Below are 24,266 nucleotides of genomic sequence, written 5' to 3' on the forward strand. Positions count from 1 at the left end.
GGGCTCGGTAACGTCGCGGCACCGATCCGGAAATCCCACCCCACGGAGGAAATCGTGGCCCTTCCCCAGCTGACCGACGAGCAGCGGGCCGCAGCGCTGGAGAAGGCGGCTGCCGCCCGACGCGCCCGCGCCGAACTCAAAGAGCGCCTGAAGCGAGGCGGCACCACCCTCAAGGACGTCCTGGCCCAGTCCGACAACGACGAGGTGCTGGGCAAGATGAAGGTCACCGCGTTGCTGGAGGCCCTACCGGGCGTCGGCAAGGTGCGGGCCCAGCAGATCATCGAGCGCCTGGAGATCGCGCCCAGCCGCAGGCTGCGTGGCCTGGGCGACCGCCAGCGCAAGGCGCTGCTCGCCGAGTTCTCCGGCGAGTGACCGAGCCGATGAGCGGCCGTGGGCCGGGGTCGGGCGAGCACATCGCCCGGCCCCGGCTCACTGTCGTGTCGGGGCCATCCGGGGTCGGGAAGTCCAGCGTGGTGGCGGAGCTGCGCCGCCTCCACCCGGACATCTACTTCAGCGTGTCGGTGACCACCCGGGCCGCCCGGCCCGGGGAGGTCGACGGCGCGCACTACCACTTCGTCGATCGGCCGGAGTTCGACCGCATGGTCGCCGACGGCGAGCTGCTGGAGCACGCCGAGTACGCGGGCAACTGCTACGGCACGCCCCGCGCGGCGGTCGCGGACGCGCTCGCCCAGGGCAGGCCCGCGGTGCTGGAGATCGAGCTGCAGGGGGCCCGCCAGGTGCGCGCGGCGATGCCCGACGCGCAGCTCGTCATGCTGATGCCGCCCAGCTGGGAGACGCTCGTCGCCCGGCTCACCGGCCGAGGGACCGAACCGGAGGACGTGGTCGCGCGTAGGCTGGAGGTGGCCAAGCGTGAGCTGGCCGCCGCCGAGGAGTTCGACGCCGTCGTGGTCAACGCCGACGTCAGGACCGCCGCCGCGGAGTTGCTAACCTTGGTGCTCACGGATTCGTCTGACAAGCTGGAGCGTTGCGAGTGATCACCCCCACCGAGCTGGGAATCGGCGAGCAGACCGGCACGCCGCTGGAAGGCATCACCAACCCCCCGATCGATGACCTGCTCGACAAGGTCAGCTCGAAGTACGCCCTGGTGATCTACGCGGCCAAGCGCGCCCGCCAGATCAACGACTACTACGCCCAGCTGGGCGAGGGCCTGCTGGAGTACGTCGGCCCGCTGGTCGAGCCCGGCCCGCGCGAGAAGCCGCTGTCCATCGCCCTGCGCGAGATCCACTCGGGGCTGCTCGAGCACACCGAGGGCGAGTGACCGCCCGCCGTCCCCGGGTCGTACTCGGCGTCGGTGGCGGCATCGCCGCCTACAAGGCGTGCGAGGTGCTGCGCGGCCTGACCGAGACCGGTCACGACGTGCGCGTCGTGCCGACCGAGGCGGCCCTGCGGTTCGTGGGGGCGGCGACGTTCGAGGCGCTGTCCGGGCAGAAGGTGGCCACCGGCGTCTTCGCCGACGTGCCCGAGGTGCCGCACGTGCGGCTCGGACAGGAAGCCGATCTGGTCGTGGTGGTGCCCGCCACGGCCGACCTGCTGGCCAAGGCCGCGACCGGCCTGGCCGACGATCTGCTCACCAGCACGCTGCTCACCGCGCGCTGTCCGGTGCTGATGGCCCCGGCCATGCACACCGAGATGTGGGAGCACCCCGCCACCCGCGCCAACGTCGCCACGCTGCGCGAGCGCGGCGTCATCGTGCCCGACCCCGCCGCGGGCAGGCTGACCGGCGCGGACACCGGCAAGGGCAGGCTCGCCGACCCCGCCGAGATCATCGACCTCGCCCGGCTGCTGCTGAGCAGGCCGGACGCGCTGCCCCGCGACCTGGTGGGCCGCCGCGTGGTGGTCTCCGCGGGCGGCACGCGCGAGCCGCTGGACCCCGTGCGCTTCCTGGGCAACCGCTCGTCGGGCAAGCAGGGCTACGCGCTGGCCCGCACGGCCGCGGCCCGGGGCGCCGACGTGACCCTGGTGTCGGCGCACACGCTGCCGCTGCCCGAGCCCGCGGGCGTCGACCTCGTCCGGGTGGGCACCGCCGAGGAGCTGCGCGCCGCCGTGCACGCGGCCGCCGCGGACGCGGACATCGTCGTGATGGCCGCCGCGGTCGCCGACTTCCGGCCTGCGGAACGCGCCGAGTACAAGATCAAGAAGACCGGCCGCGACCCGGACCCTGTCGCGCTCGTGCGCAATCCCGACGTGCTCGCCGAGCTCGTCGAGGCCCGTTCGGGTGACCCGGAGCGCAAGGCGCAAGTGATCGTGGGTTTCGCCGCCGAGACCGGCGACAGCGGCGCGGACGTGCTCGACCACGCCCGCGACAAGCTCGCCCGCAAGGGCTGTGACCTGCTGGTTGTCAACGCCGTGGGGGAGGGCAAGGCGTTCGGCACCGAGGACAACTCCGGGTGGCTGCTCGCCGCCGACGGCGCCGAGCGGCCGATCGCGCTCGGGTCGAAAGCGCAAATGGCGACCGAAGTGTGGGACGCAGTCGCCAACATGCTCGGTTCGGTGCGGGAATGAATCCGGCCCCGATAATGGGCGTCAACCAGCAAACCCTCGGACGGATGAGTGGGGTACCCCGTGACTGAGACAGGCAGCCGCCGACTGTTCACCTCGGAGTCGGTCACCGAAGGGCATCCGGACAAGATCTGCGACGCCATCAGCGACTCCGTCCTGGACGCGCTGCTGGCCCAGGACCCCCGGTCCCGGGTCGCGGTGGAGACGCTGGTGACGACCGGCCAGGTGCACGTGGTCGGCGAGGTGACGACCGAGGCCTACGCCGACATCCCGACCATCGTGCGGGAGAAGATCCTCGAGATCGGCTACGACTCCTCCGCCAAGGGCTTCGACGGCAACTCCTGCGGCGTCAACGTCGCCATCGGCGCGCAGTCCCCGGACATCGCCCAGGGCGTCGACACCGCCTACGAGTCGCGGGTGGAGAACGCCGAGGACGAGATCGCCCGGCAGGGCGCTGGCGACCAGGGCCTGATGTTCGGCTACGCCTGTAACGACACCCCCGAGCTGATGCCGCTGCCGATCGCGCTGGCCCACCGCCTCGCGCGCAGGCTGACGAAGGTCCGCAAGGACGGCGTGCTGCCGTACCTGCGTCCGGACGGCAAGACCCAGGTCACCATCGAGTACGCCGGGGACAAGCCGGTCCGCCTGGACACGGTCGTGGTGTCGTCGCAGCACGCCGACGGCATCGACCTGGAGAAGCTGCTCGGCGCCGACGTGCGGGAGCAGGTCGTGCTGCCGGAGCTGGCGAACCTGGAGCTGGACACCGAGGGCGTCCGCCTGCTGGTGAACCCCACTGGTCGCTTCGTCATCGGTGGTCCGATGGGTGACGCTGGGCTGACGGGTCGCAAGATCATCGTCGACACCTACGGCGGCATGGCCCGGCACGGCGGCGGCGCGTTCTCCGGCAAGGACCCGTCGAAGGTCGACCGCTCGGCCGCCTACGCCATGCGCTGGGTCGCCAAGAACGCGATCGCCGCGGGCCTGGCCTCGCGCATCGAGGTCCAGATCGCCTACGCGATCGGCAAGGCCGCGCCGGTGGGGCTGTTCGTGGAGACCTTCGGCACCGAGAACGCCGACCCGGTGAAGATCCAGGAGGCGATCCGCGAGGTGTTCGACCTGCGCCCCGCCGCGATCATCCGCGACCTGGACCTGCTGCGGCCCATCTACGCCCCGACCGCCGCCTACGGGCACTTCGGGCGCACCGATGTCGACCTGCCGTGGGAGCGCACCGACCGCGCCGACGACCTCAAGCAGGCCGTCGGCTCCTGATCGACGCATTGCCGAGCGGGCCGTCCGACCGGGCGGCCCGCTCTGGGTTTCACCGGCGCCGACCCGGGCTAACCGGAAGGGATGACCCGGCATACCATCGAGGCCGTGCGGCCCGGTCCGTTGCGCTGGCTCTGGTACGCGGTCGGCGGCACCCTCCCCGACCGCTACCGCCCCTGGGTGCTGTGGGATCTCACGGCGCCGACCTGGGTGGCCCGCCACTTCGCCAGGGTGATGGTGCTGTTCCTGCCGCTGTGGCTGCTGCTGCTCGTCCCGGGGCCGCTGAGCCTGCGCCTGTCGATGATCGCGGCGGGCTACGTCACCGGCCTGTACTTCTCCCTGTCGTTCATGGAGGACGCCTCCGAGCGCAGGCTGATCAAGCACGGCTACCCGGTCGGGCTGAACCGGCGCATCCGGGAGGAGGCGGCCCCGGCGAACCGCGCCGAGGTCGCGGCCATGTACGCGGCCTACCACGACGACTCCGGGCCCGGCGACGATCCCGGCCGGCGTGACGACTCCGGTGGGCGCGACCCCCGATCCCGGTAACCGTCGTCGTGGTCTGATACACCACGGGCATGCCTGACACCGACCCCGACGCGCTGTTCACCGTCGAGGTCCCCGCCCCGCCGCCGCCGAAGGGCCGACCGGAGCCCGCCGCGCGGCTGCCGGTGGCCAAGGTGTACGTCGACGTGCCGCTGGCGCACCTCGACCAGCTCTTCGACTACCTGGTCCCGGCCCGCTTCGACGCCGAGGCCGTGCCGGGCGCGCGGGTGCGGGTCCGGTTCGCCGGTCAGCTGGTGGACGCGTTCCTCATCGAGCGGGTGGCGCGCTCCGAGCACAAGAACCCGTCCTTTCTGGACAAGGTGATCTCCCCGGAGCCGGTGCTGGCTCCGGAGATCGCGGCGCTGTGCCGCGCGGTGGCCGACCGCTACGCGGGCGCGATGATCGACGTCCTGCGGCTGGCCGTCCCGCCGAGGCACGCCCGCGTCGAGGCCGAGCCGCCCGGCGAGCCAGCGCCCGTGCCCGCCGCGCCGCCCGCCGACGGCTGGGCCGAGTACCCGCGCGGGCGCGCGTTCCTGGACGCCATCCGGTCCGGCAGGCAGGCCAACGCGGTGTGGCAGGCGCTGCCGGGGGAGGACTGGCCCGCCCGCCTTGCCGAGGTCGCGGTGACGGCGGCGTCCGCGGGGCGCGGCGCGGTGCTGGTCGTGCCGGACCACCGCGACGTCGCCCGGCTGCACGCGGCGTGCGTGGCGCTGGCGGGCGAGGACGCGGTGGTCGCGTTGTCCGCCGATCTGGGGCCCGCCAAGCGGTACCGGGCGTGGCTGCGGGTGCGCCGCGGTGGGGCGCGCATCGTGGTCGGCACCCGGGCCGCGGCCTACGCGCCGGTCGCCGACCCGGGCGTGCTGGTGATCTGGGACGACGGCGACGACCAGCACGCCGACCAGCGGTCGCCGTACCCGCACGTGCGGGAGGTGCTGATCGAGCGGGCGCGGCTCGGCGGCGCGGGCGTGCTGGTGGCCGGGTTCGCCAGGACGGCCGAGGCGCAGCTGCTGGCCGAGTCCGGCTGGGCGCCGCAGATCATCGCCGGGCGCGACCGGGTGCGGGCGAGCGCGCCCCGGGTGAGCGCGGTCGGCGAGCACGACTCGCAGCTGGCCCGCGACCCGGCTGCCCGCACGGCGCGCATCCCGTCCCTGGCCTTCGACGCGGCGCGCGCGTCGATCAAGGCGGGCCGCCCGGTGCTGGTGCAGGTGCCGCGCCGGGGCTACGTGCCCGCGGTGACCTGCCAGGACTGCCGCACCCCGGCCCGGTGCCGCCGCTGCGCCGGGCCGCTCGGCCTGGTCGGCGGTCCCGACCGGCCGCCGGTCTGCCGCTGGTGCGCGACGCCCGCTGCCGATTTCCGCTGCTCGGCGTGCGGGTCGCGGCGGCTGCGCGCGGCCGTCGTCGGCGCCAAGCGCACCGCCGAGGAGCTGGGCCGCGCCTTCGCCGACGTCCCCGTGCGCACGTCCGGGGCGGCCGAGGTGCTCGCCCGCGTCGACGCCGAGCCCGCGCTGGTCGTGGCGACCCCGGGCGCCGAGCCCGTGGCCGACGGCGGCTACGGCGCCGCCCTGCTGCTCGACGGCTGGGCCCTGCTGTCGCGGGCCGACCTGCGCGCCGCCGAGGAGGCGCTGCGCCGGTGGATGACCGCCGCGGCGCTCGTCCGCCCCGGCGGCGACGGCGGCCGGGTCGTGGTCGTGGCCGACTCCGCGCTGCCCGCCGTGCAGGCGCTGGTCCGCTGGGACCCGGTGTGGCACGCCGACCTGGAGCTGTCGGGCCGGGTCGAGCTGGGGTTCCCGCCCGCGGTGCGGATGGCGTCGGTGGAGGGCAGCCCGGACGCTGTGGCCACCCTGCTGGCCGAGCTGCGCATGCCTGCGGGCGGCGAGGTGCTGGGCCCGGTCTCGGTCGCCGAGACGCGCGAGCGCGTGCTCGTCCGGGTCCCGAGGGCGCGCGGCCGGGAGCTGACCGAGGCCCTGAACCACGCCCAGCGCGGCCGCGCCATGCGCAAGGACCAGGAGCCGCTGCGGGTGCGGGTGGACCCGCTCGACCTCATCTGAACCACCCATAGACTGGTGGCCAGTCGACAGTAGGGAGAAGGCGTGACCGTCCAGCCGATCCGGCTCTTCGGTGATCCGGTGCTGCGCACGCCCGCGGTCGAGGTCGTGGACTTCGACAAGGAGCTGCGCACGCTGGTGAGCGACCTCTGGGACACCATGCAGTCCCAGGGCGGCGCCGGGCTGGCCGCGCCGCAGATCGGCATCGGGCTGCGGGTGTTCACCTACAACTGCGACGGGGTGGCCGGGCACCTGGTCAACCCGGCGTGGACCGCTGTCGGCGACGACGAGCAGGACGGCCAGGAGGGCTGCCTGTCGATCCCGGGCCTGTACTGGGACTGCGTGCGGGCCAAGAACGTCGTCGCGCGGGGCTGGAACATGCACGGCGAGCCGGTCGAGATCCAGGGCAGCGACCTGCTGGCCAGGGCCATCCAGCACGAGACCGACCACCTCGACGGCGTGCTGTTCCTCGACCGCCTCGACGAGGACACGCGCAAGCGGGCGATGGCCGAGATCCGGTCGGCGTCCTGGTTCGACGGGACGGTGCCCACCATCAAGCAGAGCCCCCACCCGCTGTTCGGGGCGCGCTGATGCGGGTGGTGTTCGCGGGAACCCCCGAAGCCGCCCTGCCCTCGCTGCGCGCGTTCCTGGCCAGCGGCCGCCACGAGGTCGTCGCCGTCGTCACCCGGCCGGACGCGCCCGCGGGCCGCGGCCGGGGGCTGGTCCGCTCGCCGGTCGGCGCGCTGGCCGACGAGCACGGCATCGAGGTGCTGACGCCCGTCAAGGCGTCCGACCCGGACTTCAAGGCCCGGCTCGCCGAACTCGCGCCGGACTGCTGCCCGGTCGTGGCCTACGGCAACCTGCTGCCCCAGTCGGTGCTGGACATCCCGAAGCACGGCTGGATCAACCTGCACTTCTCCGTCCTGCCCGCATGGCGCGGCGCCGCTCCGGTCCAGGCGGCGATCAAGCACGGTGACGAGATCACGGGGGCGACCACGTTCCGCATCGTCAGGGAACTGGACGCGGGCCCGGTGTTCGGCGTGCTCACCGAGCCCATCCGGCCCGATGACACCGCGGGCGACCTGCTCGGCAGGCTGGCCGAGGCGGGCGCGGGCCTGCTCGTGTCCACGGTGGACGGCGTCGCCACCGGGGCGCTGGCCGCCGTCGAGCAGCCCGCCGACGGCGTCAGCTACGCGCCGAAGGTCCTCGTCGAGGACGCCAAGGTCGACTTCAAGCACCCGGCGCTCGCGGTGGACCGGCTGGTCCGCTCCGTCACGCCCGACCCGGGCGCGTGGGCGCTGTTCCGCGGTGAGCGGGTCAAGCTGGGCCCGGTGACCACCGTCGCGGACGTGGACCTGGCCCCGGGGGAGTTGAGCGTGGAGCGCAAACGCGTGCTCGTGGGCACCGCGACGCACGCCGTCGCGCTGGGCGACGTGCAGGCGCAGGGCAAGAAGCGCATGGCCGCGACCGACTGGGCCCGCGGCGTGCGTCCGGAGCCGGGGGAGGCCCTGTCGTGAACCGCCGCCCCGCCCGCCCGCCGCGCTCGCACCCGCCGCGGCGCTCGTCGGGCCCGGCCCGGCCGCCCGTCGACGACCCGGCCCGCAGGGCCGCGCTCGACACCATCCGCGCCGTGCGCGCCGACGACGCCTACGCCAACCTCGTGCTGCCCAAGCTCCTGCGCGAGCGCAGGCTGTCCACCCGGGACGCCGCGCTGGCCACCGAGCTGGCCTACGGAACCTGCCGCGCCTGGGGCCTGCTCGACGAGGTCCTCGCCGCGTGCGTCGACCGTCCGCTGTCCAAAGTGGAGCCTCCGCTGCTCGACGCCCTGCGCCTGGGCGCCTATCAGCTGCTGCGCACCCGCATCCCCGCGCACGCTGCCGTCGCCGCGACCGTCGACCTGGTCCGCGCCGACCTCGGCTCCCGCGTCACCGGCTTCGCCAACGCCGTCCTGCGCCGCGTCGCCGAGAACGACGAGGACGCCTGGCTCGACCGGCTCGCCCCGGACGACCCGATCGGCAACATCGCCGCCCGCACGGCGCATCCGCACTGGATCGCCCGGGCGTTCGCCGACGCGCTCGGCACCACCGGCGAGGAACTGGCCGCCGCCCTGCGCGCCGACGACGAGCGCCCCGCCGTGCACCTGGTGGCCCGGCCGGGCGAGCTGAGCGCGGAGGAACTGGCCGCGCTCACCGGGGGCGACCCCGCGCCGTACTCGCCCTACGGCGTGCGCATGGAGGCGGGCGCGGGCGACCCCGGCGACCTCCCGCCCGTGCGCGAGAACCTCGCGGGCGTGCAGGACGAGGGCAGCCAGCTGTGCGCGCTGGCCCTGACCAGGGTGCCCGTCGACGGTCCTGACGAGCGCTGGCTGGACCTGTGCGCGGGTCCCGGCGGCAAGGCGGCCCTGCTGGGCGCGCTCGTCGGGATCAACGGCGGCACGCTGGACGCCGTCGAGCAGGCCCCGCACCGCGCGCGGCTGGTCGAGCAGTCCACCGCGGGCATGCCGGTCACCGTGCACGTCGCCGACGGGCGCGACTGCGGTCTCGAGCCGGGCTTCGACCGCGTCCTGGTCGACGCCCCCTGCACCGGTCTCGGCGCGCTGCGGCGACGTCCGGAGGCGCGGTGGCGACGTCAGCCGAGCGACGTCGGCGACCTCACCAAGCTCCAGCGCGAGCTGTTCACCGCGGCGCTGGAGCTCGTGCGCCCCGGCGGCGTCGTCGCCTACGTGGTGTGCTCGCCGCACCTGGCCGAGACCGAGGGCGTGGTCTCCGACGTCGTGCGCAAGACCGGCGCGACCCAGCTCGACGCCCGCGAGTTCTTCCCCGGCGTGCCGGACCTCGGCGCGGGACCGGCGGTGCAGCTCTGGCCGCACCGGCACGGCACCGACGCCATGTTCTGCGCGCTGGTCCGCAGATGATCCTCGGCCTGGTCTCCGCCGGGGGCGGTGGTGTGGAGCACCGCCTGCGGCTGGAGGTCGCCGTGCCCGCGGCCCGCAGGGGCTGGCGGCTGGCCATCACCCTCACCCCGACCGCGGCCCGGTGGCTGGAGGCGGCGGGCGAGGTCGCGCGGCTGCGATCGCTCACCGACCTGCCGGTGCGGTGGGAGTCGCGGCTGCCGGACGAGCCCAAGCCGTACCCGATGCCGGACGCGTTCCTGTTCGTGCCCGCCACCGCGAACTCGGTGGCGAAGCTGGCCGTGGGCATCTCCGACAACCAGGCCATGACCGCGCTCAACGAGGCCGTCGGCACCCCGGGCGTCCCGGTGGTCGTGCGGCCCCAGGCCAACCCCGCGCAGCGGGCCCACCCGAGGTGGGAGGCCCACCTGGAAACCCTGCTCAGCTACGGCGTCCACATCGCCGACGGACCGTCGGACGACCCGTGGGAGCCGCTGCTCGACCTGATCGAGGCCCTGTGAAACGAGTCGCCATCCTCGCCATGGGCGGCACCATCGCCATGGTCCCCGCCCCCGGCGGCGGTGTCGTCCCCGCGCTCGGCGCCGACGACCTGGTCAAGGCCCTGCCGGACCTCGACGCCGCCATCACCGCCCGGACCGTGCGGACCCTGCCCAGCCCGTCGATCGGCTTCGCCGACCTCGTCGCCCTCGCCGACGCTGTCCGCGAGGAGATCGCCGCGGGCGCCGACGGCATCGTGGTCACCCACGGCACGGACACCATCGAGGAGACCGCGATCTTCCTCGACCTCACCGTCCCCGGCGACACCCCGGTGGTCGTCACCGGCGCGATGCGCCCGCCCGCGTCGCCGGGCGCGGACGGGCCCGCGAACCTCTTCGCCGCGGTGAAGGTCGCCACGTCGGAGGACGCGCGCGGCCTCGGCGTGCTGGTCGTCATGTCCGACGAGGTGCACGGCGCCCGGTTCGTGCGCAAGGGCCACACCAGCAGCACCGGCGCGTTCGCCTCGCCCGGCTTCGGCCCGCTCGGCCTCGTCGTCGAGGGCGAGCCGAGGCTGCGCGGCTTCCCCAGGGTCGGGCTGACCGTGCCGATCGGGCCGAAGGTCGAGGACATCCGGGTCGGCCTGGTCACGGTGGCGCTCGGCGACGACGGCGGTCTGCTGCGCTGCGCGGCCCCCGCCTTCGACGGCGTCGTCCTCGCCGGGCTGGGCGCGGGCCACGTCCCAGCGGACATGGTCCCGCTGGTGGCGGAGGTGGCCGCGCGCATCCCGGTCGTGCTGGCCTCGCGCACCGGGTCGGGCTCGGTGCTGCGCCAGACCTACGGCTACCCCGGCTCCGAGCGCGACCTGCTCGACCGCGGCCTGGTCCACGCGGGGTTCCTCGACCCGGCGAAGGCCCGCGTGCTCCTGCACCTGCTGTTGGCCGACGGCGCCGACCGCGACCGCGTCACCGAGGCGTTCGACCACTACCGATAGGGGACCCGATGGACGTCCTGCCCGCCGACCTGTCCGACTACCTGCTGGCCCACTCCAGCCCGGCGGACGAGCTGCTGCGCGAGCTGGCCGAGGAGACCGCGCGGTCCTTCCCGGACGCGCTGAGCATGCAGATCTCGCACGACGAGGGCGAGTTCCTGACCATGCTCGTGCGGATCACCGGCGCCCGCCGCGCGGTCGAGGTGGGCGTGTTCACCGGGTACTCGTCGCTCTGCATCGCCCGCGGCCTGCCCGCCGACGGCACACTCCTCGCCTGCGACGTCAGCGAGGAGTGGACCGCCGTCGCCCGCCGCTACTGGGAGCGCGCGGGGGTGGCCGACCGGATCGAGCTGCGCATCGCGCCCGCGATCGAGACGCTGCGCGCCCTGCCGACCGAGGAACACCTCGACATCGCCTTCATCGACGCGGACAAGGTGTCCTACCCGGACTACTACGAGGAGATCGTCACCCGCCTGCGGCCCGGCGGGCTCGTCCTCCTCGACAACGTCCTGCGCGGCGGCCGGGTCCTCGACCCGGACCCGGCCGACGAGGCCACCGCCGCCATCATGCGCACCAACGACCTCGTGGTGGCCGACCCGCGCGTGGACGTGGTGATGCTGCCGCTGCGCGACGGCGTGACGATCGCCCGCAAGCGCTCCTAGACGACGTAGAAGCTCGGGCCGGGGACGCCGTGGACCTCGGCCCCGCGGGCGCTGTTGTAGATCGACGACCCGAGGTAGCGCGAGCCGGTGTAGACGTCGATCCGCTCGTTCGCGCCGTTGCCGCCCACCCACGTGTCCAGGCAGGTGACGCTGTACGGGCGCTTGGCCGGGGTGATGGACAGCCCGCCCCGGCCGGGGAACTTCACCGTGATGAAGAAGTCCTTGCCGGTGCAGACTTTGATCGTGCCCGGGGTGGCCGCCTGCGCCGGACCGGCGCCCAGCATGGTCAGGCCGAGAGCGCCGATGACTCCGGCCAGCGCGACTCGGTAGGTCTTCGCCTTGCGCATGGTGTCTCCGTGGTTCGCGGGGCTTCGCAGCCCGTCCCTGGTTGCCTACGCCGCGTACACGGGCCCTGGCCCCGGTGGGGTTCACACCCCCAGTCTTGATTGACTTTGCATGGGTGTGCATAATCATTCGCATGACGGTTCGGGTCGCGGTCGCGGGGGCCAGTGGGTACGCCGGGGGAGAGGCGCTGCGCCTGCTCCTCGGCCACCCCGACGTCGAGATCGGCGCGCTGACGGCGGGCGGCAACGCGGGAAGCGCGCTCGGCGAGCACCAGCCGCACCTCCTCCCGCTGGCCGACCGCGTCCTGGCCGAGACCACGCCGGAGGTCCTGAAGGACCACGACGTCGTGTTCCTCGCCCTGCCGCACGGCCACTCCGCCGCCATCGCCGCCCAGCTCCCCGACGACGTGCTCGTCATCGACTGCGGCGCGGACCACCGGCTGAACGACCCCACCGCGTGGGACCGCTGGTACGGCGGCGAGCACGCGGGCGCGTGGCCCTACGGCCTGCCCGAACTCCCCGGCGGCCGCGACGCGCTCGTCGGCGCCCGGCGGATCGCCGTGCCCGGCTGCTACCCCACGGTCAGCTCCCTGGCGCTGGCCCCCGCCCTGGCCGCGGGCCTGATCGACCCCGAGGTCGTCGTGGTCGCCGTCTCCGGCACCTCCGGCGCGGGCAAGGCGCTCAAGCCGCACCTGCTCGGCTCGGAGGTCATGGGCTCCCTCAGCGTCTACGGCGTCGGCGGCGCGCACCGGCACACCCCGGAGATCGCCCAGAACCTCGGCAGGGCGGCGGGCCGCCCGGTCTCGGTCTCCTTCACCCCGGTCCTGGCGCCGCTGCCGCGCGGCATCCTCGCCACCTGCAGCGCCCAGCTCACCGGCGGCGGCGACGAGGTCCGCGCCGCCTACGCCAAGGCCTACGAGCACGAGCCGTTCGTGCACCTGCTGCCCGAGGGCCGCTGGCCCACCACGGCGGCCGTCCTCGGCTCCAACGCCGTCCAACTCCAGGTGACCGTCGACCCCGACCTCGACCGGCTGATCGCCGTCGGCGCGGTCGACAACCTCACCAAGGGCACGGCGGGCGCCGCCGTGCAGTCCATGAACATCGCGCTCGGCCTGCCGGAGACCACCGGCCTGTCCACCGTGGGAGTCGCCCCGTGACCGCACTCGACCGCACCACCGGAGTCGCCGCCGCCCAGGGGTTCCGCGCCGCGGGCGTGGCCGCGGGCATCAAGGCCTCCGGCAACCCGGACCTGACCCTGGTCGTCAACGACGGCCCCGCGCAGGCCGCGGCGGGCGTGTTCACGACCAACAAGGTCAAGGCCGCCCCCGTGCTGTGGTCGCAGCAGGTCCTGACCACCGGCAGGCTGCGCGCGGTCGTCCTCAACTCCGGCGGCGCGAACGCCTGCACCGGCCCCGAGGGCTTCCAGGACAGCCACGCCACCGCCGAGAAGGTCGCCGACGTCCTCGGCGTCGGGGCGGTCGAGGTGGCCGTCTGCTCCACCGGCCTCATCGGCGAACGCCTGCCGATGGACGCTGTCAAGTCCGGAGTGGACATCGCGGCGAAGGAGCTGGCGGGCGGTCCGGCGGCCGGCCTGGCCGCCGCGACGGCGGTCATGACCACCGACACGGTCCCCAAGCAGGTCGCGCTCACCCGGTCGGGATTCACCGTCGGCGGGTTCGCCAAGGGCGCGGGCATGTGCGCGCCGAACATGGCCACCATGCTCTCGGTCATCACCACCGACGCCGACGTCGACCAGTCCACTCTGGACAAGGCGCTCAAGGACGCGGTCGCGCGGACCTTCAACCGGCTCGACGTCGACGGCGGCACCTCCACCAACGACACCGTCCTGCTGCTGGCCTCCGGCGCGTCGGGCGTCAAGCCCGACGCCGCCGAGTTCGCACAGGCCCTGGAAAGCGTTTGCGCCGACCTGGTGGCCCAGCTCCAGGCCGACGCCGAGGGCGTCACCAAGCACGTGTCGATCACCGTCCGCGGCGCGGCCACCGACGCCGAGGCCGTCGCCGCCGCCCGCACCGTCGCCCGCGACCCGCTGTGCAAGACCGCCTTCTTCGGCAGCGACCCCAACTGGGGCCGCATCGCCATGGCCGTCGGCAACGCGCCCACCGCGTTCGACCCGCAGGCCCTCGACATCACGATCAACGGCGTAGCGGTGTGCCGGGCGGGCGGGCGCGGCGACGACCGCTCGCTGGCCGACCTGACCGGCCGCGAGATCACCGTGGAGATCGACTTGCACGCGGGCCCCGGCACGGGCACGGTCCTGACCACCGACCTCTCCCACGGCTACGTCGAAGAGAACAGCGCGTACAGCTCATGACCAGCCCTTCAGACAAGGCCGCCATCCTGATTGAGGCGCTGCCGTGGCTGCGGCGCTTCCACGGCGCGCTCGTCGTCGTGAAGTACGGCGGCAACGCCATGGTCGACGACACCCTCAAGCGCGCGTTCGCCGAGGACATGGTCTTCCTGCGCCTGGCGGGCCTGCGCCCGGTCGTCGTGCACGGCGGCGGGCCGCAGATCTCGGCCATGCTCGACCGCCTCGGCATCCCGACCGAGCGCGCCGCGGGCCTGCGGATCACCACGCCGGAGGCGATGGACGTCGTCCGGATGGTCCTCACCGGGCAGGTGGGCCGGGAGATCGTCGGGCTGATCAACCAGCACGGCCCGCACGCGGTCGGCATCTCCGGCGAGGACGCGCACCTGTTCACCGCCGAGAAGCGCACCGCCGTCGTCGACGGCGAGGAGGTCGACCTGGGCCAGGTCGGCGACGTCGTCGCGGTGAACCCGGCCGCCGTGCTGGACATCGTCGACGCGGGCCGCATCCCCGTGGTGTCCACTGTGGCGCCGGACGTCAACGGCGTGCCGCACAACGTCAACGCCGACACCGCCGCCGCTGCCCTCGCGGTCGCGCTGCGGGCGGAGAAGCTCGTCGTGCTCACCGACGTCGAGGGCCTCTACGCCGACTGGCCCGACCGGTCGTCGCTGCGGCACGAGATCCGCGCGGGCGAGCTGGAGAAGCTGCTGCCCGGGCTGGAGAGCGGGATGGCCCCGAAGATGGAGGCGTGCCTGCGCGCCGTCCAGGGCGGCGTGCCGCGCGCCCACGTCATCGACGGGCGACTCGCCCACTCCGTGCTGCTGGAGGTCTTCACCGGCACCGGGGTCGGAACCATGGTGCTACCGAACGAGGGGGAAGAATGATCGGCTCCAACGCCGAAGGCCAGTCGCGCTGGCAGGGCGCGATGATGAACAACTACGGCACCCCCGCGCTCACCCTCGTGCGCGGCGAGGGCGCGCACGTCTGGGACGCCGACGGCAACCGCTACACCGACCTCCTCGCGGGCATCGCCACCAACGTCCTCGGCCACGCCCACCCCGCGATCGTCGAGGCCGTGTCGACCCAGATCGCCACCCTAGGCCACACCTCCAACCTCTACGCCAACCAGGTCACCGTCGAGCTCGCCGACGCCCTGCTCGACGTCGCGGGCCTCACCGGCCAGGCGCGCGTGGTCTTCTGCAACTCCGGCGCGGAGGCCAACGAGGCCGCGCTCAAGCTCACCCGGCTCACCGGCCGGTCCAAGGTCATCGCCTGCACGGGCGCCTTCCACGGCCGCACGATGGGCGCGCTCACCCTGACCGGCCAGCCGCCGAAGCGCACGCCGTTCGAGCCGCTGGTGCCCGGGATCGAGCACGTCCCGTTCGGTGACGTGGAGGCGCTGCGCGCCGCCGTCGACGCCGACACCGCCGCGGTGTTCATCGAACCCGTCCTCGGCGAGGGCGGCGTCATCCCCGCCCCGGACGGCTACCTGCACGCCGCCCGCGAGATCACCGCGGCCGCGGGCGCGCTGCTCGTGCTCGACGAGGTGCAGACCGGCATCGGCCGCCTGGGCTCCTGGTTCGCCTTCCAGCAGGCCGGGATCGTCCCCGACGTGTTCACCCTGGCCAAGGGCCTCGGCGGCGGGCTGCCGCTGGGCGCGTGCGTCGCCGTCGGCGCCGCGGCCGAGCTGTTCGGCCCCGGCCACCACGGCACCACCTTCGGCGGCAACCCGGTCGCCTGCGCCGCCGGGCTGGCCGTGCTGCGCACCATCGCAGCCGACGGCCTGCTCGACCACACCGCCGCCGTGGGCAAGAACCTCGCCGCAGGCGTCGAGGCGCTCGACCACCCGCTCATCGCCGGGGTGCGCGGCGCAGGCCTGCTGCTGGGCATCGCGCTGACCCGGCCCGTCGCCGCGGACGTCGCGAAAGCCGCGCAGGGCAAGGGCTTCCTCGTCAACAACGTCCAACCCGACGCGGTCCGGCTGGCCCCGCCGCTGGTCCTCACCGACGAGCAGGCCGCCGGGTTCGTCGCCGCGCTGCCGTCGATCCTGGAGGGAACCTGATGGTCCGGCACTTCCTCCGCGACGACGACCTCAGCCCCGCCGAGCAGCGGGAGGTCCTCGACCTCGCCAAGGCGGTCAAGGCCGACCCGCTGGGCGGCAGGCCGCTGGCCGGGAAGTCGGTCGCGGCGATCTTCGAGAAGAACTCCACCCGGACCCGGCTGTCCTTCGAGGTCGGCATCGCCCAGCTCGGCGGCCAGCCGATCGTGGTGGACGGGCGCACGATGCAGCTGGGCCGCGAGGAGACCATCGAGGACACCTCCCGCGTGCTGTCCCGCTACGTCGACGTCGTCGTCTGGCGCACCTTCGCCCAGAAGCGCATGGACGCCATGGCCTCGGCGTCGCGCATCCCGGTGATCAACGCGCTGACCGACGAGTTCCACCCCTGCCAGGTCCTCGCCGACCTGCAGACCATCGAGGAGCGCCACGGCAGGCTCGCGGGCGTCACCGCGACCTACCTCGGCGACGGCGCCAACAACATGTCCCACTCGCTGCTGCTCGGCGGCACCACCGCGGGCATGCACGTGCGGGTCGTGGCCCCCGAGGGCTTCCAGCCGCAGCCGGAGATCGTCGCCGCCGCGGAGAAGCGCGCCGCGGAGACCGGCGGCAGCGTCACCCAGTTCACCGACCCCGAGGCCGCCATCGACGGCACCGACGTCGTCGTCACCGACACCTGGACCTCCATGGGCCAGGAGAACGACGGCCGCGACCGCGTCAGCCCGTTCCGGCGGCTGCAGGTCAACGCCGACCTGATGAGCCGCGCCGCCCCGGGCGCCATCGCGCTGCACTGCCTGCCCGCCCACCGCGGCTGGGAGATCACCGACGAGGTGCTCGACGGCCCGGCCAGCGCCGTCTGGGACGAGGCCGAGAACCGCCTCCACGCCCAGAAGGCCCTGCTCACCTGGCTGGTGTCGAGGTGACCACGCGCACCGCGAGGCAGGCGCGCATCTCGGCCATCGTCGCCAACCAGGCCGTGCGCAGCCAGACCGAGCTGGCCAAGCTGCTGGCCGCCGAGGGCGTCGAGGTCACCCAGGCGACGCTCTCGCGCGACCTCGACGAACTCGGCGCCGTCAAGCTGCGCGGCATCGACGGCGGCGCGCCCGTCTACGTCATCCCCGAGGACGGCAGCCCCGTGCGCGGCATGGAGGGCGGCACCTCGCGGCTGACCCGCCTGCTCGGCGAGCTGCTGGTGTCCGCCGACGCCTCGGGCAACCTCGCGGTGCTGCGCACCCCGCCCGGCGCTGCCCAGTTCCTGGCCAGCGCCATCGACCGCGCCGCGCTGCACGACGTCGTCGGCACCATCGCGGGCGACGACACCCTCGCGGTCATCTGCCGCGAACCCGTGACCGGCCGTGAGCTGGCCGACCGATTCACCGCCATGGCCGCTCGGCCCAACGGTTCAGACCAAGGAGAGAGCAATGAGTGACAGGGTGGTGCTGGCCTACTCCGGCGGGCTTGACACCTCGGTGGGCATCGGCTGGATCGCCGAGGAGACCGGCGCCGAGGTCGTGGCCGTGGCCGTGGACGTGGGCCAGGGCGGCGAGGACATGGACACGATCCGCAAGCGGGCGCTGGAGTGCGGCGCCGTCGAGGCGGTCGTCGCCGACGCCCGCGACGAGTTCGCCGAGCAGTACTGCCTGCCCGCCCTGCAGGCCAACGCCCTCTACATGGACCGCTACCCGCTGGTCTCGGCCCTCTCCCGCCCGGTGATCGTCAAGCACCTGGTCGAGGCCGCCAAGTACCACGGCGCGAGCACGGTCTCCCACGGCTGCACCGGCAAGGGCAACGACCAGGTCCGCTTCGAGGTCGGCATTGGCGCGCTGGCCCCCGACCTCAAGGTCATCGCGCCCGTGCGGGACTTCGCCTGGACCCGGGAGAAGGCCATCGCCTGGGCCGAGGAGCGCAACCTGCCCATCGACGTGTCGAAGAAGTCCCCGTACTCCATCGACCAGAACGTCTGGGGCCGGGCGGTGGAGACCGGGTTCCTCGAGGACATCTGGAACGCGCCCATCGAGGACGTGTACTCCTACACCGCCAACCCGGTGGAGCCGCGCGACCCCGACGAGCTGGTCATCACCTTCGACAAGGGCGTCCCGGTCGCCATCGACGGCGAGACCGTCACGGTGCTGCAGGCCATCCAGGAGCTCAACCGGCGCGCGGGCGCCCACGGCGTCGGCCGCCTCGACATGGTCGAGGACCGGCTGGTCGGCATCAAGAGCCGCGAGGTCTACGAGGCCCCCGGCGCGATCGCGCTGATCACCGCGCACCAGGAGCTGGAGAACGTCACCGTCGAGCGCGACCTGGCCCGCTTCAAGCGGACCGTCGAGCAGCGCTGGGGCGAGCTGGTCTACGACGGCCTGTGGTTCTCCCCGCTCAAGGACGCGCTCGACACGTTCATCGCCAAGACCCAGGAGCACGTGACCGGCGACGTCCGGCTCACCCTGCACGGTGGTCGCGCCGTGGTCACCGGGCGGCGCTCCGAGCAGAGCCTGTATGACTTCAACCTGGCCACCTACGACGAGGGCGACTCGTTCGACCAGTCGCTGGCCAAGGGCTTCGTCCAGCTCTGGGGCCTGCCCAGCAAGATCGCCGCGAAGCGCGACCAGGCACACCACTGATCTAGGAGCGATGTGAGCAACGGCTTGTGGGGCGGGCGGTTCGAGAGCGGACCCGCCGAGGCGATGGCCGCCCTGTCGGCGTCCACCCACTTCGACTGGCGGTTGGCCCGCTACGACATCGCGGGCTCCCGGGCGCACGCCCGGGTCCTGCGCAGGGCCGACCTGCTGACCGACGCCGAACTCACCGGCATGCTCGCCGCGCTGGACGCCCTGGAGGCCGACGTGGTCTCCGGGGCGTTCACGCCGACCGTCGCCGACGAGGACGTGCACACCGCGCTGGAGCGCGGCCTCATCGAGCGCGCGGGCCCCGACCTCGGCGGCAAGCTCCGCGCGGGCCGCTCCCGCAACGACCAGGTCGCCACGCTGTTCCGCATGTGGCTGCGCGACGCGGCCCGCCAGGTGGCGGGCGGCGTGCTGGACGTGGTGGACGCGCTGACCGACCAGGCCCGGCGGCACCCGGACGCGGTGATGCCCGGCCGCACCCACCTGCAGCACGCCCAGCCGGTGCTGCTGGCCCACCACCTGCTGGCGCACGCGCAGTCGCTGCTGCGCGACGTCGAGCGGCTGCGCGACTGGGACAGGCGGGCCGCGGTGTCCCCGTACGGCTCCGGCGCGCTCGCGGGGTCGTCGCTCGGCCTCGACCCGGCCGCCGTCGCCGAGGAGCTGGGCTTCGACGGGCCGGTCGAGAACTCCATCGACGGCACCGCCTCGCGCGACTTCGCCGCCGAGATCGCGTTCGCGCTGGCGATGCTCGGCGTGAACCTCTCCCGGGTCGCCGAGGAGGTCGTGATCTGGACGACCGCCGAGTTCGGCTACGCGACCCTGGACGACGCGTGGGCGACCGGCAGCTCGATCATGCCGCAGAAGAAGAACCCCGACGTCGCCGAGCTGACCAGGGGCAAGTCCGGCAGGCTGATCGGCAACCTGACCGGCCTGCTGGCCACGCTGAAGGCCCAGCCGCTGGCCTACAACCGCGACCTGCAGGAGGACAAGGAGCCGCTGTTCGACTCCGTCGAGCAGCTGGGCCTGCTGCTCCCGGCGATCGCGGGCATGGTGCGCACGCTCACCTTCCACACCGACCGGCTCGCCGAGCTGGCCCCCGCCGGGTTCACCCTGGCCACCGACATCGCCGAGTGGCTGGTTCGCCAGGGCGTGCCGTTCCGCGTCGCGCACGAGGCCGCGGGCGCGTGCGTGCGCGTGGCCGAGGGCCGCGGGGTCGGGCTGGAGGACCTTACCGACGACGAGTTCGCCGCGGTGGATCCCGCGCTGACTCCCGAGGTGCGGGACGTGCTCACGGTCGCGGGCTCGATCGCCTCGCGCGACGCGTACGGTGGCACCGCGCCGCCTCGGGTCGCCGAGCAGCGGGCGCGCGTGGAGCGGCGGATCGAGGAGCACCGGGCGTGGGCCGAGGAGATCGTGCGGAAGTAGGACCCCAGGGGCGGGGAGCGCAGTTCACGCGGTCGGAGCTGGCCGTCGACCCGCTCGACGCCGCCCGGCTGCTGCTGGGGTCGTACCTGGAGTCCGCGGGCGTGACCGTGCGGATCGTCGAGGTCGAGGCCTATCGGGGCGGCGACGACCCCGCGTCGCACTGCTACCGGGGCCGGACACCGCGCAACGACGTGATGTTCGGGCCCGCGGGCCACCTGTACGTGTATTTCGTCTACGGGATGCACTTCTGCGCGAACGTCGTGTCCCTCACCGACGGGGTGCCCGGCGCCGTGCTCCTGCGCGCGGGCGAGGTCGTGTCCGGAGTGGACCTGGCGCGGTCCCGCAGGCCCGCCGCGCGCTCCGAGGCCGACCTCGCGCGCGGGCCCGCCAAGCTGTGCGGCGTGCTCGACCTCGACCGAGGGCACAACGGCATCGATCTGACCTCGCCGACATCGCCCGTGCGCCTCTACAAGGGCGAGCCCGTGGCGGACGTGTCGGTCGGCCCCCGGGTCGGCGTGGCCGTCGCCGTGGACGTCCCGTGGCGGTTCTGGGTCACCGGCTCCACGGCGGTCAGCACCTACCGGCGCGGCACGAGGGCACGTCCGGCCTAACGACATGGCGTGACTGTTCCTGTACCAGTGGTACATGGAAGGCGACGACACCACGAACAACGAGGTGGACGGCACCGTTCACGGCGACGTGCACCAGATCCGGGACGTGCACGGGAGCGTCGTGTTCGGCCCGAGGAGCACGCCGCCGCCCACCCCGCGCCAGCTGCCCGCCCCGCCCCGGCCGTTCCTCGGCAGGCAGGCCCACCTGACCGCGCTCACCGCGGCCGCCGACGCGGCGCACGTGGTGGTCCTGACCCACCCCGCGCCCGGCATCGGCAAGACCGCCCTTGCCGTGCACTGGGCGCACACCGCCGCCGAGCGCTACCCCGACGGCCAGCTCTACGTCGACCTGCGCGGCTCCGACCAGCACGGCATCACCCGCCAGGCCGCCGACGTCGCCCACGACGTGCTGATCGCCTTCGGCGCCGACCCGCACCCCGGCGCGGACGCCCGCCTCGCCCAGTACCGGACGCTGCTCGCCGAGAAGCGCGTGCTCCTGGTGCTCGACGACGCGCGCGACGCCGACCAGGTCCGGCCCCTGCTGCCGCCCGGCAGCCGCTCGCTGGTCGTCGTCACCAGCAGGCACGACCTGGTGACCCTGGGCGCGCCGTCGGTGCGGCCCACCGAACTCGACCCGGTCGACTCCGCCGACCTGCTCACCGCCCTCGCCGTCAGCGACCCGCCAGCGGCCCGCGCCCTGGTGCACCTCTGCGCGGGCCTGCCCGCCGCCCTCATCGCCGCCGCGGGCGCGGGCCCCGCCGAGCGCATCGCCGCCGAGCTGTGGGCCAGCCCGGAGATCGGCCGCGAGCCCGACCCCGCCGCCCGCGCCCAGCGGGTCGTGGCCTGGGCCAGGAGCCGAGGCGGGCGGACCTGGGCCGAGCCGCTGGCCGCCGCGGCCTGGCTCGCCGACCGCCGCCTGCTCATCGGCGCGGGCGTGGCGCTGTGCGCCGCGGTCCTCGCCGTGTCCACCGAGTTCATCGCGGCCAGCGGACTGCTCGGCGTCCTGTACTTCCTGCTGCGCTTCGGCGCGCTCGGGGTGGGCCTCGCCCTCCTGCACCGCCCCGGCCCCGCGGGGGCGCTCGGCGCGGGGCTGAGCGCGGGCAGCGCGGTCGCCCTGCTGGTCGACGCCCTGGTGTCGATCAACTTCAGCGGCCAGGTGCTGGTCTGGCTGGAACTGCTCGCCGCACTGGTCTTCGCGACCCTGCTGTGGGTGCACGTGCAGCCGGTGCGGACCCGGCCGCGCGGCCTGCGCCTGGTGCCGCCCGCGCGGCGCCCGCTCGCCTTCGCCGCGCTCGGGGCGGTGTCGGCCTGGTTCATCCTGCTGTTCGTCGCGATCGACCTGGACGAGTACACCTCGGCAACGCCCGTCGGCTGGGGCGGCGCGCTGGGCATGCTGCTGCCCGTGGTGACCGTCGGCGGGCTGTGCGCGCTGGCCGCGCTCACCGAGATCCCCGACGAGGTCCACCGCGTCCGGATCGGCGCTGCTGTGGTCGCCTACCTGGCGCCCGAGCTGGTCCTGCTCACCGGCACGTTCGCCCTCGGCGACCGGTTCGCGTACGTGGGCGGCGGGCTGTGGACGAGGGAGCACCCGGCCCCGGCGTACTCGGCCGTGCTCGCCGCCATCCTGGCCGTCGTGCTGCTCTCCGCCCTCACCCTGCTGCGCCTGCGTCAACCCGGTCGCCGCTGACCACGGTGGTGGGCGAAGATGGGGCGCGTGAGCGAACACATCCTCGACGAGCTGTCCTGGCGCGGCCTGATCGCGCAGTCCACCGACATCGACACCCTGCGCAAGGATCTCGACGCGGGCCCGCTCACGCTGTACTGCGGCTTCGACCCGACCGCGCCCAGCCTGCACGCGGGCAACCTGGTGCCGCTGCTCATGCTGCGCCGCTTCCAGCTCGCCGGGCACAAGCCCATCGTGCTGGCGGGCGGGGCCACCGGCATGATCGGCGACCCGCGCGACACCGGGGAGCGCACGCTCAACTCCCTCGACACCGTCGCCGAGTGGGCCGGGCGCATCCGCGGCCAGCTGGAGCGCTTCGTCGCCTTCGACGACCGCAACGGCCCGGGCACCGCCGCGACCATCGTGAACAACCTCGACTGGACCGGCGGGCTGTCCGTCCTGGAGTTCCTGCGCGACGTCGGCAAGCACTTCTCCATCAACGTCATGCTCGGCCGCGAGACGGTGAAGCGGCGCCTCGACGGCGACGGCATGTCGTACACCGAGTTCAGCTACCTGCTGCTGCAGTCCAACGACTACCTGCACCTGTTCCGCGAGTACGGCTGCAGGCTCCAGGTGGGCGGCTCCGACCAGTGGGGCAACATCATCGGCGGCGTCGAACTGACCCGGCGCGTCGCGGGTGAGTCCGTGCACGCGCTGACCGCGCCGCTGGTGACCGACGCCGAGGGCCGCAAGTTCGGCAAGTCCACCGGCGGCGGCAACGTCTGGCTCGACCCGGCCATGACCTCGCCCTACGCCTGGTACCAGTACTTCGTGAACGTCGGCGACGCCGACGTCATCCGGTACCTGCGCCTGTTCACCTTCCTGCCGCGCGAGGAGATCGACGCGCTGGCGGCCGACACCGCCGAGCGCCCGCACCTGCGGGCCGCGCAGAAGCGGCTGGCGGAGGAGTTCACGACGCTGGTCCACGGCGAGCACGAGACCGCCCAGGTCGTCGCCGCCAGCCAGGCCCTGTTCGGCCGAGGCGAGCTGGCCTCGCTCGACCTGAGCACGCTGGACGCGGCCATGGCCGAGGCGCCCACCGGGACCGTCCGGCTCGCCGACGGGCCGACCATCGTCGACCTGCTCATCGCCTCCGGCCTGGCCGACAGCCGGGGCGCGGCCCGGCGCACGGTCAACGAAGGTGGCGCGTACGTGAACAACACCAAGATCGTCGACGAGGCGTGGCAGCCCGCCAAGGAGGACCTGCTCCACGCAAAGTGGCTGGTCGTACGGCGTGGGAAGCGGAACACGGCGGGCGTCGAGGTCCAGCTTTAGCGGTGCGGGGGCGAAAGTTGACGTGACCGTCGTCACATTCACAGCGCGGTGGGCCTGGGTTACCTTGGCATCAGACCTGACACAGGGCTGATGACCTGCGGTTTCGCTCTGGGTCGGGCGCCTGGGGGTGCGATTTGACCTCCAGTTGGCGGCCGTGTAACTTTCTCTCTGCCAGCGCGGAACGGGCCGGATCAACCGGACCGGGCGCGGCGGATCAAGACAAAGCCTGAAGTAACCAGCCTTCCTCGGAAGTCGCCTGCGGCGGATGGGGTTGAGCGTGTGTTGTTTGAGAACTCAACAGTGTGCCGATGAAAGCCAGTAGAGCTTTTATGAAGTGAACCCCTGTTTGTGGGTTCCTTTGAGTATATTTTGACCAGATACGTCTGGTTGCTATGGATCATTGTTGGAGAGTTTGATCCTGGCTCAGGACGAACGCTGGCGGCGTGCTTAACACATGCAAGTCGAGCGGT

The 24,266-nt window shown here is 73.6% G+C and carries 25 protein-coding genes and 1 rRNA gene (1 of these 26 cut by a window edge); 25 read left to right on the plus strand and 1 reads right to left on the minus strand.

The annotated features are described in order from the left end of the window. Positions 1-54 precede the first annotated feature (54 nt). The 13 genes from mihF to Actkin_RS10240 all read left to right on the plus strand — a co-directional run bounded on the left by mihF (position 55) and on the right by Actkin_RS10240 (position 11,412). Positions 55-372, plus strand: coding sequence for an integration host factor, actinobacterial type (gene mihF, locus Actkin_RS10180; RefSeq protein WP_189214409.1), 318 nt, complete (start codon positions 55-57; stop codon positions 370-372). Positions 373-380: 8 nt separating this feature from the next. Beyond that, the gene (gmk, locus tag Actkin_RS10185) at positions 381-995 is read left to right on the plus strand and encodes a guanylate kinase (protein ID WP_189214410.1); all 615 of its coding nucleotides are present in this window, start codon (positions 381-383) and stop codon (positions 993-995) included. Then, entirely contained in the window at positions 992-1,279 is a 288-nt protein-coding gene (gene rpoZ / locus Actkin_RS10190; RefSeq protein WP_189214411.1) for a DNA-directed RNA polymerase subunit omega, read from the plus strand. Before gmk ends, rpoZ begins: the two co-directional genes overlap by 4 nt. Further along, on the plus strand, positions 1,276-2,523 hold the full coding sequence (gene coaBC, locus Actkin_RS10195) for a bifunctional phosphopantothenoylcysteine decarboxylase/phosphopantothenate--cysteine ligase CoaBC (RefSeq protein WP_258906848.1): 1,248 nt from the start codon (positions 1,276-1,278) through the stop codon (positions 2,521-2,523). Before rpoZ ends, coaBC begins: the two co-directional genes overlap by 4 nt. Before the next feature lie 84 nt (positions 2,524-2,607). Beyond that, positions 2,608-3,789 carry a methionine adenosyltransferase gene (gene metK / locus Actkin_RS10200; protein ID WP_229787846.1) on the plus strand — a complete coding sequence of 394 codons (1,182 nt, stop codon included), beginning with the start codon at positions 2,608-2,610 and terminating at the stop codon, positions 3,787-3,789. 81 nt (positions 3,790-3,870) lie between these two features. Continuing rightward, a complete protein-coding gene (locus tag Actkin_RS10205) occupies positions 3,871-4,332 on the plus strand; it encodes a DUF5313 family protein (protein WP_258906849.1) in 462 nt (153 codons plus the stop codon). A 29-nt stretch (positions 4,333-4,361) separates the two neighbouring features. Then, positions 4,362-6,377, plus strand: coding sequence for a primosomal protein N' (locus tag Actkin_RS10210; protein ID WP_258906850.1), 2,016 nt, complete (start codon positions 4,362-4,364; stop codon positions 6,375-6,377). 42 nt (positions 6,378-6,419) lie between these two features. Beyond that, positions 6,420-6,965 (plus strand): peptide deformylase, encoded by a 546-nt coding sequence (gene def / locus Actkin_RS10215; RefSeq protein ID WP_189214416.1) that lies wholly within the window; start codon positions 6,420-6,422, stop codon positions 6,963-6,965. After that, positions 6,965-7,891, plus strand: a complete 927-nt coding sequence (fmt, locus tag Actkin_RS10220) for a methionyl-tRNA formyltransferase (RefSeq protein WP_258906851.1) — start codon at positions 6,965-6,967, stop codon at positions 7,889-7,891. Before def ends, fmt begins: the two co-directional genes overlap by 1 nt. Then, the gene (locus Actkin_RS10225; protein ID WP_258906853.1) at positions 7,888-9,288 is read left to right on the plus strand and encodes an RsmB/NOP family class I SAM-dependent RNA methyltransferase; all 1,401 of its coding nucleotides are present in this window, start codon (positions 7,888-7,890) and stop codon (positions 9,286-9,288) included. Before fmt ends, Actkin_RS10225 begins: the two co-directional genes overlap by 4 nt. Beyond that, positions 9,285-9,785 (plus strand): flavoprotein, encoded by a 501-nt coding sequence (locus tag Actkin_RS10230; RefSeq protein WP_189214419.1) that lies wholly within the window; start codon positions 9,285-9,287, stop codon positions 9,783-9,785. The genes Actkin_RS10225 and Actkin_RS10230 overlap by 4 nt, the downstream gene beginning before the upstream one ends. Next, entirely contained in the window at positions 9,782-10,753 is a 972-nt protein-coding gene (locus Actkin_RS10235) for an asparaginase (protein WP_229787842.1), read from the plus strand. The genes Actkin_RS10230 and Actkin_RS10235 overlap by 4 nt, the downstream gene beginning before the upstream one ends. Positions 10,754-10,761: 8 nt before the next feature. After that, the gene (locus Actkin_RS10240; RefSeq protein ID WP_258906854.1) at positions 10,762-11,412 is read left to right on the plus strand and encodes an O-methyltransferase; all 651 of its coding nucleotides are present in this window, start codon (positions 10,762-10,764) and stop codon (positions 11,410-11,412) included. Here Actkin_RS10240 and Actkin_RS10245 read toward each other — a convergent pair. After that, positions 11,409-11,759 (minus strand): hypothetical protein, encoded by a 351-nt coding sequence (locus tag Actkin_RS10245; protein ID WP_189214421.1) that lies wholly within the window; start codon positions 11,757-11,759, stop codon positions 11,409-11,411. The two genes, Actkin_RS10240 and Actkin_RS10245, sit on opposite strands and share 4 nt — an antisense overlap. Before the next feature lie 131 nt (positions 11,760-11,890). Here Actkin_RS10245 and argC point away from each other — a divergent pair, with 131 nt between their 5' ends. The 12 genes from argC to Actkin_RS10305 all read left to right on the plus strand — a co-directional run. After that, a complete protein-coding gene (gene argC, locus Actkin_RS10250; protein WP_258906855.1) occupies positions 11,891-12,913 on the plus strand; it encodes an N-acetyl-gamma-glutamyl-phosphate reductase in 1,023 nt (340 codons plus the stop codon). Then, positions 12,910-14,088, plus strand: a complete 1,179-nt coding sequence (argJ, locus tag Actkin_RS10255) for a bifunctional glutamate N-acetyltransferase/amino-acid acetyltransferase ArgJ (RefSeq protein WP_258906857.1) — start codon at positions 12,910-12,912, stop codon at positions 14,086-14,088. Before argC ends, argJ begins: the two co-directional genes overlap by 4 nt. After that, positions 14,085-14,966, plus strand: coding sequence for an acetylglutamate kinase (gene argB / locus Actkin_RS10260; protein ID WP_258906858.1), 882 nt, complete (start codon positions 14,085-14,087; stop codon positions 14,964-14,966). The genes argJ and argB overlap by 4 nt, the downstream gene beginning before the upstream one ends. Next, the gene (locus Actkin_RS10265) at positions 14,963-16,144 is read left to right on the plus strand and encodes an acetylornithine transaminase (RefSeq protein WP_258906859.1); all 1,182 of its coding nucleotides are present in this window, start codon (positions 14,963-14,965) and stop codon (positions 16,142-16,144) included. The genes argB and Actkin_RS10265 overlap by 4 nt, the downstream gene beginning before the upstream one ends. Continuing rightward, positions 16,144-17,061, plus strand: a complete 918-nt coding sequence (gene argF / locus Actkin_RS10270; protein WP_189214426.1) for an ornithine carbamoyltransferase — start codon at positions 16,144-16,146, stop codon at positions 17,059-17,061. The genes Actkin_RS10265 and argF overlap by 1 nt, the downstream gene beginning before the upstream one ends. Beyond that, complete coding sequence (locus Actkin_RS10275) at positions 17,058-17,567, plus strand: arginine repressor (protein WP_189214427.1); 510 nt, start codon at positions 17,058-17,060, stop codon at positions 17,565-17,567. The genes argF and Actkin_RS10275 overlap by 4 nt, the downstream gene beginning before the upstream one ends. Next, positions 17,560-18,759, plus strand: coding sequence for an argininosuccinate synthase (locus Actkin_RS10280; protein ID WP_189214428.1), 1,200 nt, complete (start codon positions 17,560-17,562; stop codon positions 18,757-18,759). The genes Actkin_RS10275 and Actkin_RS10280 overlap by 8 nt, the downstream gene beginning before the upstream one ends. A gap of 12 nt (positions 18,760-18,771) precedes the next feature. Next, complete coding sequence (argH, locus tag Actkin_RS10285) at positions 18,772-20,187, plus strand: argininosuccinate lyase (RefSeq protein WP_258906860.1); 1,416 nt, start codon at positions 18,772-18,774, stop codon at positions 20,185-20,187. Then, positions 20,160-20,798 (plus strand): DNA-3-methyladenine glycosylase, encoded by a 639-nt coding sequence (locus Actkin_RS10290; RefSeq protein ID WP_189214429.1) that lies wholly within the window; start codon positions 20,160-20,162, stop codon positions 20,796-20,798. Before argH ends, Actkin_RS10290 begins: the two co-directional genes overlap by 28 nt. Before the next feature lie 34 nt (positions 20,799-20,832). After that, the gene (locus Actkin_RS10295) at positions 20,833-22,485 is read left to right on the plus strand and encodes an NB-ARC domain-containing protein (protein ID WP_258906861.1); all 1,653 of its coding nucleotides are present in this window, start codon (positions 20,833-20,835) and stop codon (positions 22,483-22,485) included. Between the two features lie 27 nt (positions 22,486-22,512). Continuing rightward, positions 22,513-23,796 carry a tyrosine--tRNA ligase gene (gene tyrS / locus Actkin_RS10300; RefSeq protein WP_189214432.1) on the plus strand — a complete coding sequence of 428 codons (1,284 nt, stop codon included), beginning with the start codon at positions 22,513-22,515 and terminating at the stop codon, positions 23,794-23,796. A 400-nt stretch (positions 23,797-24,196) separates the two neighbouring features. Then, positions 24,197-24,266, plus strand: a 16S ribosomal RNA gene (locus tag Actkin_RS10305); it runs 1,448 nt beyond the window's last position.

It is taken from the genome of Actinokineospora sp. UTMC 2448 (genome assembly GCF_024760565.1).
In the GTDB taxonomy this organism is placed as follows: Bacteria; Actinomycetota; Actinomycetes; order Mycobacteriales; family Pseudonocardiaceae; genus Actinokineospora; species Actinokineospora fastidiosa.